The organism is Vibrio sp. Vb0304 (assembly GCF_033338995.1).
GTDB classification, from domain to species: Bacteria; Pseudomonadota; Gammaproteobacteria; order Enterobacterales; family Vibrionaceae; genus Vibrio; species Vibrio alginolyticus.
Genome location: NZ_JAWOTT010000400.1, coordinates 1 through 1009, shown reverse-complemented (window position 1 = coordinate 1009; position 1009 = coordinate 1). Strand labels below are relative to the sequence as shown.

1 protein-coding gene is annotated in these 1009 nt (G+C 43.6%); it reads left to right on the top strand.

All coding sequences use genetic code 11. The annotated features are described in order from the left end of the window. The coding region (locus R7P35_RS26535; RefSeq protein WP_318093479.1) for a sensor histidine kinase at window positions 1–1009 on the top strand (1009 nt) is incomplete at both ends.

Sequence of the window (1009 nt, the reverse complement as noted above, 5' to 3'; positions counted from 1 at the left end):
GTCATTCGAGATGCTAACTCGAATGTCATCATCGAACACAACTTTCAAATCACCAAACAAATGTACATTAGTAAACTCGATTTTGGTGAATTTCATTGGAAGCTAGAAGTTGTCAATGCTAAGGCGAAAGTGGCAGATCAAGTGTTCGAGCAAGTCATGAGTGTTGAAGGCGGCATCATCCCATTCTTATTGCTATGCGTTCTCGTTGGGTACTATTTACTTAACCGATACATTGTCGAACCTATCGTACGAATCGCTACAAAAATTGATGATTCCAAAACTGGCGGGATCATTGATATCGATTACGGAAGTGAGGACGAAATCGGTCATCTCATTACCAAATTCAACGAGAAGACCATTTACCTCGAACAAGAGAGAGTAAAAGCCCAAGCTTCGACAAATGCCAAAACTGCTTTTCTTGCCACTTTGTCGCATGAAATCCGCACTCCGATGAATGGGGTACTCGGTACCGCTCAAATTCTGCTCAAAACACCGTTAACGGACGAACAAAGAAAACACCTCAGTACATTATACGATTCTGGTGATCACATGATGACGCTCCTGAACGAGATTCTTGATTACTCCAAGATAGAGCAGGGACATGTAGAGTTTTCGAACTCGCCATTTCCCATAGAATCGATCATCGGCAGTATAAAAAGCGTTTATCATACCTTGTGTGCAGAGAAAGGATTGCAGTTTAAGGTGACGTCGTTAGTCCCTGTGGGACGCTGGTATGACAACGACAAAGCGCGCCTTCGTCAAGTGTTGTTTAATTTACTCAATAACGCCGTGAAGTTTACTGACAGAGGCATTGTTGAAGTGACGCTGAGTGAGCAAACTCACTATGACAAAACTGTGTTGGTTATCGCGATAAAAGACACGGGAATAGGGATATCTAAAGAGGCGCAAAAACGTATATTTCGCCCATTTGAGCAAGCAGAATCATCAACCACAAGGCGCTTCGGCGGGACTGGCCTTGGCCTTGCAATTGTTAAAGAGATCGCCGAGC